Annotated in this window: 9 protein-coding genes and 3 rRNA genes; 6 read left to right on the forward strand and 6 right to left on the reverse strand. The window is 68.2% G+C overall.

Annotated elements, in window-relative coordinates:
- Positions 1–60 precede the first annotated feature (60 nt).
- On the forward strand, positions 61–690 hold the full coding sequence (locus E6W39_RS26740; RefSeq protein ID WP_141635685.1) for a hypothetical protein: 630 nt from the start codon (positions 61–63) through the stop codon (positions 688–690).
- Positions 691–693: 3 nt separating this feature from the next.
- Here the strand turns inward: E6W39_RS26740 and E6W39_RS26745 are convergent, their stop codons facing one another.
- Positions 694–1,725, reverse strand: coding sequence for an RDD family protein (locus tag E6W39_RS26745; protein ID WP_141635686.1), 1,032 nt, complete (start codon positions 1,723–1,725; stop codon positions 694–696).
- Between the two features lie 184 nt (positions 1,726–1,909).
- Between E6W39_RS26745 and E6W39_RS26750 the strand changes: the two genes are divergently transcribed.
- From E6W39_RS26750 to rrf, 4 genes are all read left to right on the forward strand, one after another.
- A complete protein-coding gene (locus E6W39_RS26750; RefSeq protein ID WP_141635687.1) occupies positions 1,910–2,914 on the forward strand; it encodes a stage II sporulation protein M in 1,005 nt (334 codons plus the stop codon).
- Positions 2,915–3,408: 494 nt separating this feature from the next.
- Positions 3,409–4,930 (forward strand): 16S ribosomal RNA (locus E6W39_RS26755).
- A 280-nt stretch (positions 4,931–5,210) separates the two neighbouring features.
- Positions 5,211–8,330 (forward strand): 23S ribosomal RNA (locus E6W39_RS26760).
- Between the two features lie 80 nt (positions 8,331–8,410).
- Positions 8,411–8,527: ribosomal RNA gene (rrf, locus tag E6W39_RS26765) — 5S ribosomal RNA — on the forward strand.
- Together the 16S, 23S and 5S rRNA genes form the textbook arrangement of a ribosomal RNA operon.
- 365 nt (positions 8,528–8,892) lie before the next feature.
- Here rrf and E6W39_RS26770 read toward each other — a convergent pair.
- From E6W39_RS26770 to E6W39_RS39725, 5 genes are read right to left on the reverse strand one after another with little or no spacing between them, the layout of a single operon-like run.
- On the reverse strand, positions 8,893–10,203 hold the full coding sequence (locus tag E6W39_RS26770; RefSeq protein ID WP_141635688.1) for a DUF58 domain-containing protein: 1,311 nt from the start codon (positions 10,201–10,203) through the stop codon (positions 8,893–8,895).
- Between the two features lie 27 nt (positions 10,204–10,230).
- Entirely contained in the window at positions 10,231–11,208 is a 978-nt protein-coding gene (locus E6W39_RS26775) for an AAA family ATPase (RefSeq protein WP_141635689.1), read from the reverse strand.
- On the reverse strand, positions 11,205–12,401 hold the full coding sequence (locus tag E6W39_RS26780; protein ID WP_141635690.1) for a DUF4350 domain-containing protein: 1,197 nt from the start codon (positions 12,399–12,401) through the stop codon (positions 11,205–11,207). Before E6W39_RS26780 ends, E6W39_RS26775 begins: the two co-directional genes overlap by 4 nt.
- Positions 12,398–13,015, reverse strand: coding sequence for a DUF4129 domain-containing protein (locus E6W39_RS26785; RefSeq protein ID WP_228718373.1), 618 nt, complete (start codon positions 13,013–13,015; stop codon positions 12,398–12,400). The genes E6W39_RS26780 and E6W39_RS26785 overlap by 4 nt, the downstream gene beginning before the upstream one ends.
- Positions 13,016–13,069: 54 nt before the next feature.
- On the reverse strand, positions 13,070–14,242 hold the full coding sequence (locus tag E6W39_RS39725; RefSeq protein ID WP_181799757.1) for a DUF7544 domain-containing protein: 1,173 nt from the start codon (positions 14,240–14,242) through the stop codon (positions 13,070–13,072).
- A 384-nt stretch (positions 14,243–14,626) separates the two neighbouring features.
- On the opposite strand from E6W39_RS39725, the gene mtrA reads away from it, so the two are divergent.
- Positions 14,627–15,304 (forward strand): MtrAB system response regulator MtrA, encoded by a 678-nt coding sequence (gene mtrA, locus E6W39_RS26795; RefSeq protein WP_141635692.1) that lies wholly within the window; start codon positions 14,627–14,629, stop codon positions 15,302–15,304.
- The last annotated feature ends 33 nt before the right edge of the window (positions 15,305–15,337 follow it).

Below are 15,337 nucleotides of genomic sequence, written 5' to 3' on the forward strand. Positions count from 1 at the left end.
CACTGTCCGACCTCCTGATGCACCCGGACCCTCCGGAGGTTGCACGTAGGCTGTCGAGTCATGCCGAACGGCCGCTACTCGCTCCATGACCCGCACGACCACACCCTCCTCGGCGAGGAGCGGTTCAGCTGCGCCCCCGGCCCGGCCGGCTGGCGCTACGTCGCCAAAAGGTACGCCCTGGACGGCAACCTGCTGGGCAGCGTCGACCTCACCCTGGACTCGCGCAGCCGCCCGCTGCGAATGGAACTGCGGGCCGGCGGCTGGCAGGTGCGCGGGGGAGCGGTGGACGGTGTCGCCTGGGTCCGCAGCGCCGCCGCCGACCCGACCGGTACGACTGCCACCGAGGGCCACGACCGGGCGCACGGCTTCAGCGGCGACTCACCGGCGTTCCTGATCGCCACCGCGCGACTGCTCCGCCTCGACGAGGGGGCCGCCGCCCGGGTGCGCCTGGTCTCCTTCACCGGGGCGGCGCTGGCTCCGCGCACCTTCGACCAGGGCTGGACGCTGCGTTCCGTCGAGGACCACCCGACGGACAGCGGGCCGCTGCGGGTGGAGCACTACCAGGTGGCGGACCTGGAGACCGGGGAGCAGCGCGAGGTCCACCTGGCGGGGGACGTACTGCTCGCCGCGCCCGGCATCGAGTTGGAGGAGCTGGAATCGCCGCCGAACGCCTGGCGGTACGTCGACTGACGGTCAGCCGGGGAGCGCGAAGCCCGTGCCGCCGCCGCTGCTGTCGGCGGCGGGCATGGGCGCGGTGGGGGGAGCGGACAGCGGTACGGACACCGGTGCTGCCGGCATCAGCGGTGCGGGCATGGCGGGCATGGCGGGTGCCGAGGGCATCGGCGCCGCGGGCATCCCCGGCATCGGCACTCCCGGCGGCATCGCGGGCGTCATCGGATGAGCCGGCGCCCCCCAGCCGAGCGGCTGGGCGCCGCCCCCGGGCTGCATCGCGTTCGCCGCGAAGGCCCCCGCCGTCCGCTGCCAGTCCCGGCGCTGGCGCTCGGTCAGCACCGCGCTCAGGTAGAGCGCCGGATGCAGGCCCGGCGGCACCGGCCAGTGCACCCGGGAAGCCAGGTCACCGGCCAGCTGGTGCGCCATCCGCAGCGCCACTTCCTCATCCAACTGCCCAGTCCGGCCCAGAAGTTGGCGGATCGCCAACCACAGCCCCGGGGGCACGGCGGACAGGTCCAGGCGGACCAGGTCGTTCCCCACCGCGGCCAGCAGCTGCGGCGGCGCGGTCACCGTCGGCATCCCCGCGCGGGCAGCGGGCACCCGCTCCCGCACCACCAGGGTGCCGCCGAAGATGTCGCCGAGCCGACGCCCGTCCGACGAGATCAGCGAGCAGATCGCGGCCGGCACGCCGCTCAGCGCCATGATCTCGATCGTGCCGACGAGGCCCCGGACCAAGGCGTGCCGGAACCGGATCGGCCCACCGTCCAGCCGCACCACCCGCAACCCCATCGCGAGCTTCCCCAGCGACCGCCCCCGGCTCAGTGTCTCCACCGCCACCGGCACGGCGACCAGGAAGAGCACCATCAGGCAGACCACCAGGGCGGCCGCCGCCGCATTGTCCAGGTCGGTCAGTACGGTCAGCAGCACCAGCGTGGTCAGGAAGAACCCCCCGACCTCGACCGCCAGGTCGATGAGCACCGCCAGCGCCCTGCTCGGCAGCTTGGCCGTCCGCAGGCCGAGAACCACGGCCTCCCCCGTCACCAGGTCGCTCACTGAACCCGCCCGTCCGCTCCGAACCCGCCGCCGCTCGGGACGCCGTGCCGCTGGGCCCGCCCCCGATGTCCGCGCCCAACATACGGGGCAGCCCGGAGGCCGGGAAGGGCCGTCCCTGGTCCGGGCGGTCTGGCAAGCTGACCCCTGCCGTCACCGCCTGCCGTGATCTGGAGTGAGCCCGCCCATGGACCTGGACGTCTTCGTCGCCGCCCATCAGGCGCAGTGGGCCCGGCTGGAGGCCCTGAGCAAGCGGCGGCGGCTCAGCGGCGAGGAGACGGACGAACTGGTGCTGCTCTACCAGCGGGCCACCGGCCACCTCGCCCGGGTCCAGGCCACCGCGCCCGACCCGGCCCTGGTCGGGCGGCTGACCACCCTCGTCGCCCGCGCCCGCAACGCCGTCACCGGCAGTCGCTCGGCCGGCTGGCGGGACGCCGCGCGCTACTTCACGGTGAGTTTCCCCGCCGCGCTCTACCGCTCGCGCCGCTGGTGGGTGCCGATAGCCGTGGTCTCGCTGCTCGCCGCCGCACTGATCGCCTGGTGGGTGGCCACCCACCCCGAGGTCCGCGACAGCCTGGCCACCCCTGCCGAACTGCGTCAGATGACCCGCCCCGGCGGCGAGTACGAGACCTACTACACCGACCGCCCGGCCAGCTCGTTCGCCGCCCAGGTGTGGACGAACAACGCCCGGGTCGCCGCGATGTGCCTGGTGTTCGGGGTGTTCCTGGGGCTGCCGGTGCTCTGGGTGCTCGCCGGGAACATCCTCAACCTCGGTATCGGTCTGGGCCTGATGGCGTCCGCCGGGCGACTCGACCTCTTCCTCGGCCTGCTGCTGCCGCACGGCCTGCTGGAGCTCACGGCGGTCTTCGTCGCGGCCGGCCTGGGCCTGCGCCTGGGCTGGACGGTGATCGATCCGGGCCCGCGCACCCGCTCCGCCGCCCTCGCGGAGGAAGGGCGCGCGGTGATCGGCATGGCGATCGGCCTGGCCGCCGTGCTGCTGGTGAGCGGCTGCCTCGAAGCCTTCGTGACTCCCTCCGGCCTGCCCACCTGGGGCCGGATCGGGATCGGCGCCCTGGCCGAGCTGCTCTTCCTGCTCTACGCCCTGGTCCTGGGGCGCCGCGCGGCCGCCGGCGGCGAGATCGGCGACCTGGAGGCGGCCGACCGCGGCGACCTCCAGCCGGTGGCGGGATGACCCCTTCGGAGCTGGTACTGTTCTCTGCATGCCGTCAGAACCGTTGACACGGAACTGATCGGCTAGTAGATTCGAACGGTTGGGATGGGCTGGACAACAGGCCGGACCAGGCGTAGTGTCTACGACACGGCAGGCCGAGGAGAGGCATCCAGCAGGATGCGGCCCGGCAAGCCTCCTCCCTCAGCGGGAAATCGGATGAGAAAACGGCCGGTAAACGGTACGGAAAGCATCTGATAAGCTGAGAACACGAAAGAACGAAGCGCCCGGAGAAAACGCGGAAGCGAATTCGAAGGAAGCGTCCGTTCCTTGAGAACTCAACAGCGTGCCAAAAGTCAACGCCAGATATGTTGACATCCCCGGCCTTGATCCTTCCGGATCGGGGTTGGAGATTCCTTTTGAAATAAACACTAGCGAGGACGCAGTGCACGGGGCCACCCTATTCCGGTGGTTGCTGTGCCGCTCTGCGCGAGTGTTCGCTCGATTACGAGCAGACATTCACGGAGAGTTTGATCCTGGCTCAGGACGAACGCTGGCGGCGTGCTTAACACATGCAAGTCGAACGGTGAAGCCCTTCGGGGTGGATCAGTGGCGAACGGGTGAGTAACACGTGGGCAATCTGCCCTGCACTCTGGGACAAGCCCTGGAAACGGGGTCTAATACCGGATACGACCTGGAGCCGCATGGCTCCGGGTGGAAAGCTCCGGCGGTGCAGGATGAGCCCGCGGCCTATCAGCTTGTTGGTGGGGTAATGGCCTACCAAGGCGACGACGGGTAGCCGGCCTGAGAGGGCGACCGGCCACACTGGGACTGAGACACGGCCCAGACTCCTACGGGAGGCAGCAGTGGGGAATATTGCACAATGGGCGAAAGCCTGATGCAGCGACGCCGCGTGAGGGATGACGGCCTTCGGGTTGTAAACCTCTTTCAGCAGGGAAGAAGCGCAAGTGACGGTACCTGCAGAAGAAGCACCGGCTAACTACGTGCCAGCAGCCGCGGTAATACGTAGGGTGCGAGCGTTGTCCGGAATTATTGGGCGTAAAGAGCTCGTAGGCGGCCTGTCGCGTCGGATGTGAAAGCCCGGGGCTTAACCCCGGGTCTGCATTCGATACGGGCAGGCTAGAGTGTGGTAGGGGAGATCGGAATTCCTGGTGTAGCGGTGAAATGCGCAGATATCAGGAGGAACACCGGTGGCGAAGGCGGATCTCTGGGCCATTACTGACGCTGAGGAGCGAAAGCGTGGGGAGCGAACAGGATTAGATACCCTGGTAGTCCACGCCGTAAACGTTGGGAACTAGGTGTTGGCGACATTCCACGTCGTCGGTGCCGCAGCTAACGCATTAAGTTCCCCGCCTGGGGAGTACGGCCGCAAGGCTAAAACTCAAAGGAATTGACGGGGGCCCGCACAAGCAGCGGAGCATGTGGCTTAATTCGACGCAACGCGAAGAACCTTACCAAGGCTTGACATATACCGGAAACGGCTAGAGATAGTCGCCCCCTTGTGGTCGGTATACAGGTGGTGCATGGTTGTCGTCAGCTCGTGTCGTGAGATGTTGGGTTAAGTCCCGCAACGAGCGCAACCCTTGTTCTGTGTTGCCAGCATGCCTTTCGGGGTGATGGGGACTCACAGGAGACTGCCGGGGTCAACTCGGAGGAAGGTGGGGATGACGTCAAATCATCATGCCCCTTATGTCTTGGGCTGCACACGTGCTACAATGGCCGGTACAAAGGGCTGCGATACCGTGAGGTGGAGCGAATCCCAAAAAGCCGGTCTCAGTTCGGATTGGGGTCTGCAACTCGACCCCATGAAGTTGGAGTTGCTAGTAATCGCAGATCAGCATGCTGCGGTGAATACGTTCCCGGGCCTTGTACACACCGCCCGTCACGTCACGAAAGTCGGTAACACCCGAAGCCGGTGGCCTAACCCTTGGGAGGGAGCCGTCGAAGGTGGGACCAGCGATTGGGACGAAGTCGTAACAAGGTAGCCGTACCGGAAGGTGCGGCTGGATCACCTCCTTTCTAAGGAGCACATAGCCGGATGCGAGCGAATGTCTCGCACGGTTGCTCATGGGTGGAACGTTGACTATTCGGCACACAGGGTTGGTTGTCTCCTAGTACTGCTTCGGCGTGGAACGGGTTCAAGTGATCGGGTGTGTCGGGCACGTTGTTGGGTCCTGAGGGAACGGCCGTAAGGCTGGAACCTCGGTGAGCCGGTCTCATGCGAGATGCCCCGTTGCGGGTGTTGAGTGTGGGTGTCTGGTCGTTGTTTGAGAACTGCACAGTGGACGCGAGCATCTGTGGCCAAGTTTTTAAGGGCGCACGGTGGATGCCTTGGCACCAGGAACCGATGAAGGACGTGGGAGGCCGCGATAGGCCCCGGGGAGCTGTCAACCGAGCTTTGATCCGGGGGTGTCCGAATGGGGAAACCCGGCAGTCGTCATGGGCTGTCACCCATACCTGAACACATAGGGTATGTGGAGGGAACGCGGGGAAGTGAAACATCTCAGTACCCGCAGGAAGAGAAAACAACCGTGATTCCGGGAGTAGTGGCGAGCGAAACCGGATGAGGCTAAACCTTGAGCGTGTGAGACCCGGCAGGGGTTGCGCTTGAGGGGTCGTGGGATTTTTCTTGATCGGTCTGCCGGCCGGTCGGCGAGTCAGAAACCGTATGGGTAGTCGAAGGACATGCGAAAGGTCCGGCGTAGAGGGTAAGACCCCCGTAGACGAAATCTGTACGGCTCGCTTGAAGAACACCCAAGTAGCACGGGGCCCGAGAAATCCCGTGTGAATCTGGCGGGACCACCCGCTAAGCCTAAATATTCCCTGGTGACCGATAGCGGATAGTACCGTGAGGGAATGGTGAAAAGTACCGCGGGAGCGGAGTGAAATAGTACCTGAAACCGTGTGCCTACAAGCCGTGGGAGCGTCGTTGGTCGGCTTGCCGGCCAGCCGTGACTGCGTGCCTTTTGAAGAATGAGCCTGCGAGTTTGCGGTGTGTAGCGAGGTTAACCCGTGTGGGGTAGCCGTAGCGAAAGCGAGTCCGAATAGGGCGTCTGAGTTGCATGCCCAAGACCCGAAGCGGAGTGATCTAGCCATGGGCAGGTTGAAGCGCGGGTAAGACCGTGTGGAGGACCGAACCCACCAGGGTTGAAAACCTGGGGGATGACCTGTGGTTAGGGGTGAAAGGCCAATCAAACTCCGTGATAGCTGGTTCTCCCCGAAATGCATTTAGGTGCAGCGTCGCGTGTTTCTTGCCGGAGGTAGAGCACTGGATAGGCGATGGGCCTCACCGGGTTACTGACCTTAGCCAAACTCCGAATGCCGGTAAGTGAGAGCGCGGCAGTGAGACTGTGGGGGATAAGCTCCATGGTCGAGAGGGAAACAGCCCAGAACACCGACTAAGGTCCCTAAGCGTGTGCTAAGTGGGAAAGGATGTGGAGTCGCAGAGACAACCAGGAGGTTGGCTTAGAAGCAGCCACCCTTGAAAGAGTGCGTAATAGCTCACTGGTCAAGTGATTCCGCGCCGACAATGTAGCGGGGCTCAAGTACACCACCGAAGTCGTGTCATTCACAGAATACGCCCAACGGCGCTGTGGATGGGTAGGGGAGCGTCGTGTGCCGGGTGAAGCGGCCGAGGAATCGAGTCGTGGACGGTATACGAGTGAGAATGCAGGCATGAGTAGCGATACAAGAGTGGGAAACTCTTGCGCCGATTGACCAAGGGTTCCTGGGTCAAGCTGATCTGCCCAGGGTAAGTCGGGACCTAAGGCGAGGCCGACAGGCGTAGTCGATGGACAACGGGTTGATATTCCCGTACCCGCTTTGAAGCGCCAACGGCGAACCAGGTGATGCTAAGCCCGTGAAGCCGCCCCGGAGTCTTCGGACAAAGGGGAGTGGTGGAGCCGGTGACCCAAGTCTGTAGTAGCTGAGCGATGGGGTGACGCAGGAAGGTAGTCCAGCCCGGGCGGTGGTTGTCCCGGGGTAAGGGTGTAGGACGTGGGGTAGGCAAATCCGCCTCACATATAGTCTGAGACCTGATGCCGAGCCGATTGTGGTGAAGTGGATGATCCTATGCTGTCGAGAAAAGCCTCTAGCGAGTTTCATGGCGGCCCGTACCCCAAACCGACTCAGGTGGTCAGGTAGAGAATACCGAGGCGTTCGGGTGAACTATGGTTAAGGAACTCGGCAAAATGCCCCCGTAACTTCGGGAGAAGGGGGGCCCCTCCTGGTGATGGCACTTGCTGCCTGAGCTGGGGGTGGCCGCAGAGACCAGCGAGAAGCGACTGTTTACTAAAAACACAGGTCCGTGCGAAGCCGTAAGGCGATGTATACGGACTGACGCCTGCCCGGTGCTGGAACGTTAAGGGGACCGGTTAGCTCTGATTCGTCGGGGCGAAGCTGAGAACTTAAGCGCCAGTAAACGGCGGTGGTAACTATAACCATCCTAAGGTAGCGAAATTCCTTGTCGGGTAAGTTCCGACCTGCACGAATGGCGTAACGACTTCTCGACTGTCTCAACCATAGGCCCGGTGAAATTGCATTACGAGTAAAGATGCTCGTTTCGCGCAGCAGGACGGAAAGACCCCGGGACCTTTACTATAGCTTGATATTGGTGTTCGGTTCGGCTTGTGTAGGATAGGTGGGAGACTGTGAAGCAGCAACGCCAGTTGTTGTGGAGTCGCCGTTGAAATACCACTCTGGTCGTGCTGGATGTCTAACCTGGGTCCGTGATCCGGATCAGGGACAGTGTCTGGTGGGTAGTTTAACTGGGGCGGTTGCCTCCTAAAGGGTAACGGAGGCGCCCAAAGGTTCCCTCAGCCTGGTTGGCAATCAGGTGTTGAGTGTAAGTGCACAAGGGAGCTTGACTGTGAGACCGACGGGTCGAGCAGGTGCGAAAGCAGGGACTAGTGATCCGGCGGTGGCTTGTGGAAGCGCCGTCGCTCAACGGATAAAAGGTACCCCGGGGATAACAGGCTGATCTTCCCCAAGAGTCCATATCGACGGGATGGTTTGGCACCTCGATGTCGGCTCGTCGCATCCTGGGGCTGGAGTAGGTCCCAAGGGTTGGGCTGTTCGCCCATTAAAGCGGTACGCGAGCTGGGTTTAGAACGTCGTGAGACAGTTCGGTCCCTATCCGCTGTGCGCGTAGGAGTGTTGAGAAGGGCTGTCCCTAGTACGAGAGGACCGGGACGGACGAACCTCTGGTGTGCCAGTTGTTCTGCCAAGGGCATGGCTGGTTGGCTACGTTCGGGAGGGATAACCGCTGAAAGCATCTAAGCGGGAAGCCTGCTTCGAGATGAGCACTCCCACCTCCTTGAGAGGGTAAGGCTCCCAGTAGACGACTGGGTTGATAGGCCGGATGTGGAAGCCCTGTGAGGGGTGGAGCTGACCGGTACTAATAGGCCGAGGGCTTGTCCTCAGTTGCTCGCGTCCACTGTGTTGTTCTGAAACAACGACCCCACCGCATAGGCGGTGGTGCGGCCGATAGTTTCATAGTGTTTCGGTGGTCATAGCGTGAGGGAAACGCCCGGTTACATTCCGAACCCGGAAGCTAAGCCTTACAGCGCCGATGGTACTGCAGGGGGGACCCTGTGGGAGAGTAGGACGCCGCCGAACAATTCTTCAGAAGAAGCCCCGACGGGCAACCGTCGGGGCTTCTTCGCGTTTCCGGTGCAGAGGATGTATTCGCCGAGGGAGACAGGGGAGCGTTCCGGTAGACCGTGACCGGGACGCACCGCCGCGGGCACCCGGGAATCGAGCCGACCGGTAGGAGATCAGCTACTAGGCGATCTCTTCATCGTCAGGGCTGCCAATGGCCTGGGGGTAGTCGACGTGGCTGCCGCAGTCACCGGGTAGCTCGGGGCGTTTGCTGGCGGCACTGACAAACAGGCCAGAGCCGGACCGAGAGCCGGCCCCCTGAGGAGCCCACCAAGCTACCCAGAGCCGGCCCATAGCCGGCCCAAAGCCCGGGGCCGAGGCCCTCAGAGCCGGCCCGCCGCCTTCAGGGCCAGGTAGGTGTCGGCCAGGGCCGGCGGAAGGGTGTGGGGCGAGGCGTCGAGCACGGTGGCCCCGAGGCGAGTGAGCCGGTCGGCGACCGCGCGGCGGTCGGCCTGGGTCTGCGCGGCGGCGGCTGCACCGTAGACGGCCTGCACGGTGCCGCGACCAGCGGCGAGTTCGTCGAGCCGGGGGTCGGCCACGGCGGCGACCACGACCTCGTGGCGCTGGGTGAGCCGCGGCAGCATCGGCAGCAGGCCGTCCTCGGCGGGACCGGTGTCGAGACCGGTCAGCAGCACGATCAGTGAGCGCCGCGGGGCCAGCCGCAGGGCGGCTGCGGTGAGCGCGCGCAGGTCGGTCTCCACCAGTTCCGGCTCCAGCAGGGCCATTGCGTTGGTGAAGGCGGGCAGCACGTCGCTGGCGGTGCGGCCGAGCACGGCGGTGCGCTGGCGCAGGTCGTGGGCCAGCAGGTCGACGCGGTCCCCGGCCCGGGTGGCGAGGGCCGTGAGCAGCAGGGCCGCGTCCAGTGCGGCGTCCAGCCGGGGAGCGTCGCCGACCCGGCCGGCCGAGGTGCGGCCGGTGTCGAGCACGATCAGGATGTGCCGGTCCCGCTCGGGCCGCCAGGTACGAACCGCGACGGTGTGGCGGCGGGCGCTGGCCCGCCAGTCGATCGAGCGGACGTCGTCGCCCGGCAGGTACTCGCGCAGGCTGTCGAACTCGGTGCCCTGGCCACGCGTCAGCAGTGAGGTCCGGCCGTCCAGTTCGCGCAGCCGGGCCAGCCGGGAGGGCAGGTGCTTGCGGCTGGTGAACGGGGGCAGGGCACGGACCGTCCACGGCACCTGGTGGGAACCTTGACGGCCCGCCAGGCCCAGCGGGCCGAGGGAACGTATCGTCACCCGGTGGGACTGGTGGTCGCCGCGGCGGGTGGCCCGCAGCGCGGTGCTGACCCGCCGTCGCTCACCTGACGGCACGTCGATCCGGTGCCGACCGGCCGTCAGCTCGGTGCCCGGCGCGAACGCGGAGGGCGCCCAGGCGTCCCGCAGCTGGGCGCGAAGTCGGCGCCCGGCCGGGTTGCTGACGCTCAGTTCGACGGTGGCCGGCTCGCCGAGCCGGACCGTGCTGTCGCCGCTGCGGGCCAGCTGCAGCGAACGCACCGGCGCCGCCAGCAGCAGGTCGAGCAGCACGGCGAGCAGCAGGATGCCGCTGACCGCGCCGATGCCGGCCCAGGAGGGGAGCAGCAGTCCCACAATCAGACTGCCCAGGGCAGCCAGCAGGGCGGTTCGGCCGGTCAGGGCCACGGCGGAGCTCCTAGGTGGACGGCGAGGTCAGCGGGGTGCGGGGGTCTGGGCGAGCACGGCCTGGATCACCGAGTCGGCGGTGACACCCTCCATCTCGGCCTCGGCGCGCAGCCGCACCCGGTGGCGCAGCGTCGGCAGTGCCAGGGCCTTGACGTCGTCCGGGCTGACGTAGTCGCGGCCGGCCAGCCAGGCCCAGGCCCGGGAGGTGTTGAGCAGCGCGGTGGCACCACGCGGCGAGGCACCGAACGCCAGCGAGGGTGACTGCCGGGTGGCCCGGCAGAGGTCCACGATGTAGGCGAGGACCTCGGGCGAGACGGTCAGCCGGGCTATCGCGGCCCGGGCGGCGGCCAGGTCGGCCGGCCCGGCGACCGGGCGCACCCCGGCGGCGGCCAGGTCGCGCGGGTCGAAGCCGCCGGCGTGCCGGCTGAGCACCTGGAACTCCTGGTCGCGGTCGGGCAGCGGCAGGACCAGCTTGAGCAGGAACCGGTCGAGCTGGGCCTCGGGCAGCGGATAGGTGCCCTCGTACTCCAGCGGATTCTGCGTCGCCGCGACCAGGAACGGCTCGGGCAGCGGGCGCGGCTTGCCGTCCACCGTGACCTGCCGCTCTTCCATGGCCTCCAGCAGCGAGGCCTGGGTCTTGGGCGGGGTGCGGTTGATCTCGTCGGCGATCAGCAGGTTGGTGAAGACCGGCCCGGGCTGGAAGGAGAACTCGGCGGTGCGGGCGTCGTAGACCAGCGAGCCGGTGACGTCGCCGGGCATCAGGTCGGGGGTGAACTGGATCCGCTTGGTCTCCAGGTCGAGGGCCGTCGACAGGGCGCGGACCAGCAGGGTCTTGGCGACGCCGGGAGCGCCTTCGAGCAGCACATGGCCGCCGCAGAGCAGCGCGACCACCAGACCGGTGACCGCGGGGTCCTGGCCGACCACGGCCTTGCCGATCTCGGCGCGCAGCGCGCCGAGCGCCTGCCGGGGGTCGATGGTGTCCGTCTGTACCGAGTCGGCCGTCACGGCTGTCGTACCTGCCTTTCCAGGGCGTCGAGGTCATCGGCGAGCCGCAGCAGGGCGTCGTCGTCGGTGGGCGGCGGGCCGTAGAGCAGCGCGGTGAGCTCGCCCGGTGTCCGGCCCTCGCCGAGGCGGGCGGTCAGGGCCGCGAGCAGGGCGTCGCCGCTGGGTTCGCCGTGCACCAGCGGCACGGCCAGCACCGGTGCCAGCCGGCGGCGGGCGGCCCGGCGCAGCGCGTCGGCGGCGCGGCCGCGGGCCTTGCCGAGCTGGTAGAGCCGGGCCCGGCCCTCGGTGGTCTCGGAGGCCCGGACCACCACCGGCAGGTTCTCGCTGACCACCGGGCCGAGCCGGCGGCCGCGCCAGAGGGCGGCGAGACCGGCGGCGATGGCCAGTTGCAGGAAGGCCCAGTGCCAGCCTGCCGGGATCAGCTGGGTGAAGCTCTTCTGCCCCTGCGGTGCGGTCGCCGCGGCGGCCGAGTAGTCCGGCAGGTACCAGGTCAGCCGCGGTTGGGAGCCGAGCAGTCCGAGGGCCAGGGCGGCGTTGCCGTCCTGGGCCAGGCGCTGGTTGGTGAGGAACCGGCCGGAACCGATCACGATCACCTCGCCGCCGCTGCCGCCGGTCGTGCGGACCAGCGTGGGGTGGCCGGAGCGCGGGTAGCACGCGGTGGTGCCCGGGCCGGCCTGGTAGAGCCGCCCGCCGCCCTCAGCGTGGCCGGCCCGCTCGGCCTCGGCCAGGGTGCAGTCGGCGTCGGTGCCGGCCGAGCCGAGTGCCAGCGGGTCGTCGGTGGTGCCGAGGGCCTGGACGCCGGGGGCGAGGTGGCCGAGCGCGACGGGGCCGGGGGAGACCAGGACCAGTCGGCGGTGTCCGGCCCGGCCGAGGGCGTCGAGCTGGTCCGCGGTGAGCAGGTCGGGCAGCGGGACCACCACGGTGTCGCCGCCCGACGGGGCGTCGGCGGCGGCCAGGTCGGCCGGGTTGCCGGTGGTGGTCACGGTGACGCCGCGCTGGCGCAGCAGTTGGACGGCGGCTCGGGTGCCGTCGGCGTCCGGGGAGCGCGGGTCGAGCGAGGGGTAGGAGGTGTTGTCGCCGAGCCCGGCGACCAGCAGGCCGGCCAGCAGCAGGCCGGCGCCGCCGGCGAGGAACCAGCGGGTGCGCAGCCAGAGTTGACGCGCGGTCGGGGAGAGCGGGGTGTTGGTGGTCACGCGGCCCCGACCTGGAGGAGCGGGCGGGTCCGGCGCAGCCGTTCGTCGAGTTCGAGCAGGCGCTGGTACGCCGTCCGGTCGGCGGTGCGGTCACCGAAGGCGATGTCGTCGAAGAGGCGGGCGGCGTCGGCCAGTGCGGCGGCGTGCTCGGGGAGTTGGCGGCCGGCCTCGCGGGCGGCCTCGTCGGCGGTGCGGCCGGGGCGCGGGTTCAGCAGGGTGCGCTCCTCGAGTGAGCGGATCAGGGCGCGCATCTGCTCGCGGACGGCGGCCGACCATTCGGCGGCGGCGGCGTGCCGCTGGGCGGCGGCGCGGTGCTCGGCGGCGCTGCGCGGTCCGTCGGCGGCGAACAGGGCGCCCGCTGTGGTGGCGGTGCGGCCGGGCCGGCCGAGCCGCCACCACAGCGCGGCGCCGAGCAGCGCGAACAGCGCCAGGAAGACGATCAGACCGGTCCAGCCGTCACCGGCGGCGCCACCCAACTTGTCGAGCAGCTGGCCGAGTTGGTCCCCGATCCAGTTGATGACCCGCTGCAGCAGGCTGGGGTCGTGCCGGTGGTACTCGGGCCGCAGCAGTTCCTCGCGGGCGGCCACGCGGGCCGGATCACGCTCCACGGTCACGGGCGCGCCGCTGTCGGCGGCGCCCCGCGCCCAGTCCCCCAGGTGGTCATCGGGTCAGGCCGCCCCGCTCGGCTGCTGGTCGGAGCGGCCGGCCCAGCCGGTGCCGCCGTACTCGGGCAGCCCGGCGGCGCGGGCCAGTTCCAGGTCGAGGGCCTCGCGGCGGATCCGCTGGTCGACGTAGAGCAGCACGTTGATGCCGGCCTGGACCGGCGCGGTCAGGGTGGAGCTCAGCACTCCGCCGATCGCGATCAGCAGCAGGGCGGCGAACGGCTGCTGGTGGTTCGGGTCGCCGCCCAGCGAGGAGAGCACGCTGTTGCCGGTGGCTCCGGCGAGGGCGGTGAACGGTATCGCGATCATGCCGGAGAGGATCGTGGTGAGCACGAAGCCGAGTGCGGTGATGCCGAAGATCCGCCACCAGTTGCCCCGGGTCAGCTTGCTGGAGCGGGCCATCGCGGCCTTGATGCCCTGCTTCTCCAGCATCAGCGCGGGGGCGGCCAGGCTGAGCTTGATGTACATCCAGAGCACGGTCGCGAGGGCGGCCAGTGCGCAGAAGAGGGACAGCGCGTCGAGGCCCGAGTTGTTGCTGCCGCTCAGGCTCGCGATGATCGCCGGGACCATGCCGAGTGCCGCGATGCCGCCGCAGATCAGACCGATCAGCAGGGTCAGGCCGAGCAGCCGCCACATCTGCGGGCGGGCGGCGCGCCAGGCCGAGCCGGCGGTGACCGGCTCACCCAGGATCGCCTTGCTGACCACCATGGTGAGCAGCGCGCTCAGCACCAGGCCGCACAGGGCGGTGACCAGAGCGCCGGCGCCGAGCAGCACCAGGGCGAGGGTGGACTGGGAGTCGTTCCGGCTGAACCAGTTGAACGCGGTGGCAGTGCCCTGGCTGAGCACGGCGACCACCAGCGACAGCGGCAGCACGGTGCGCCAGTGCTTGCGGCCGGTGGAGATCGAGCCGTCCAGGATCTCGCCGACGCCCAGCGGGCGCAGCGGGATCACACCGGGCTTGGGGCTCGGCGGCTGGGCGTTCCACTGCGGCCGGCCCCAGCCGGGCTGCCCCCAGCTCTGGGCGGGCTGGCGCTGCGGGATCCGGGCACCCGGGTCGCCGTAGGCACCGGAGTACGGCCCGGCGGCGGGAGCGGACGGTGCGGCAGGAGCGGTGGCAGCGGTGGCAGCGGACGGCGCCGAGGGAGCGGGTGCCGCCGCATCCGACGGCACGGCATCCACCGGGGCGGCGTCGGTCGAACGGGCAGCGGCGGCCGGGCTGGGAGCTGACGCCGAGTCCGGTCCGGCCGGTGCTCCGACCGCCGACCGGGCATCGGCGGGGTCGGCCTGGGACGAGCCGGGCGAGACCCAGCCCGGGTGTCGGTCATCACTGCTCCTCGGCGCGGGGCGGGTGCCCCAGGATGGTGGGGTGGCGCATTTGTGCGCCCATCGTGCCATGGTGTGGGCAAGCGCCCCAGGGGCGCCGGGTTGCTGATCGACAACGGAGCCGACGGAGCCTGTGAAGTTTGGAGTTTGGGTGGATATGGGCGGTCTTGCCGGGAGGTCGGTGGACGAATTGGCACGGGTGTGCGGCAGGTCACAGTCCCGTAATGAGAGGATGGGCGCATGAAAGGTCGCGTCCTGGTCGTCGATGACGACACCGCACTGGCCGAGATGCTCGGCATCGTGCTGCGTGGTGAGGGTTTCGAGCCGAGCTTCGTCGCGGACGGAGACCGGGCACTGGCCGCGTTCCGCGAAGTCAAGCCGGACTTGGTGCTGCTCGATCTGATGCTGCCCGGCCGTGACGGGATCGACGTCTGCCGGCAGATCCGGTCGGAGTCCGGGGTCCCGATCGTGATGCTGACCGCGAAGACGGACACCGTCGACATCGTGGTGGGCCTGGAGTCCGGCGCCGATGACTACGTGACCAAGCCCTTCAAGCCCAAGGAGCTGGTGGCCCGGGTCCGGGCCCGGCTGCGGCGGGCCGAGGAGCCCACCCCCGAGCAGCTGACCATCGGCGACCTGGTGATCGACGTGGCCGGCCACTCGGTCAAGCGGGACGGCCGGGGCATCCCGCTGACCCCGCTGGAGTTCGACCTGCTGGTCGCGCTGGCCCGCAAGCCCTGGCAGGTGTTCACCCGCGAGGTGCTGCTGGAGCAGGTCTGGGGCTACCGGCACGCCGCCGACACCCGGCTGGTGAACGTGCACGTGCAGCGGCTCCGCTCGAAGATCGAGAAGGATCCCGAGCGCCCGGAGATCGTGGTCACCGTCCGCGGTGTCGGATACAAGGCCGGGCCCAGCTGACGTGACGGACCAGGTTCAGCCCTCCCCGGCCGG

The organism is Kitasatospora acidiphila, assembly GCF_006636205.1.
Lineage (GTDB): Bacteria > Actinomycetota > Actinomycetes > Streptomycetales > Streptomycetaceae > Kitasatospora > Kitasatospora acidiphila.